1 pseudogene is annotated in these 727 nt (G+C 63.5%); it reads right to left on the reverse strand.

Annotation, left to right across the window (positions count from 1 at the left end):
* Positions 1–49 precede the first annotated feature (49 nt).
* Positions 50–727 (reverse strand): annotated as a pseudogene (locus AC1DRN_RS29950) (calcium-binding protein); the annotation flags it as partial.

A 727-nucleotide genomic window follows, 5' to 3' on the forward strand; every position in this document is an offset into this window, starting at 1 on the left:
CCCCTCCCCTCCGCGGTCCACGCTCCCTGCGACAGTACTGACCAGGACCTCAAGTGGCCAGAATGAAGTCCGTCTGATCAACGGCCGCGCTGCTGACACCCACAAGGCGGATGGAGTCCGCTCCGATCCCGACCACCGTGTCCGCCCCGTCTGCCGTTATGGTCAGGCTGGGAGCGAACGTCGCGCTGGTGATCCCCATCGGCCTGAGATCGATCAAGTCCTGTCCTGCGGCCGCATTGGCTCCGAAGTTCAGGATCGTGTCGTTGCCGAAACCCGCGGCACCAAACACGAACGTATCGTTGCCGGCCACGCCGCCACTCATCACGTCGTTACCCCCAGCGCCGACGAGGAAGTCGTTACCTGCCCCCCCCACGATCGTGTTGGCCAGCTCGTTGCCAGTGCCCACAAAGTTGCCGTTGCCGCCGAAAAACAGATTCTCGAGGTTGGCAYCCAGGGTGTAGCTCGCGAGCGAGGTCCAGATCGTGTCGCTGCCGCCACCGGCGTTCTCGCCTACCACGTCCCCAAGGTCGGTGACTTCATAGATATCGCTGCCGGCACCACCGACCATCGTGTCGGCACCGCCGTTACCGATGAGAAGGTCGTTACCCGCTCCGCCCACGATCATGTTGGCCAGCTCGTTGCCGGTGCCCGCAAAGTTGCCGCTGCCGCCGAAAAACAGATTCTCGACGTTGGCACTCAGGGTGTAGCTCGCGAGCGAGGTCCAGAC

This window comes from Pseudomonas sp. P5_B3 (genome assembly GCF_056400405.1).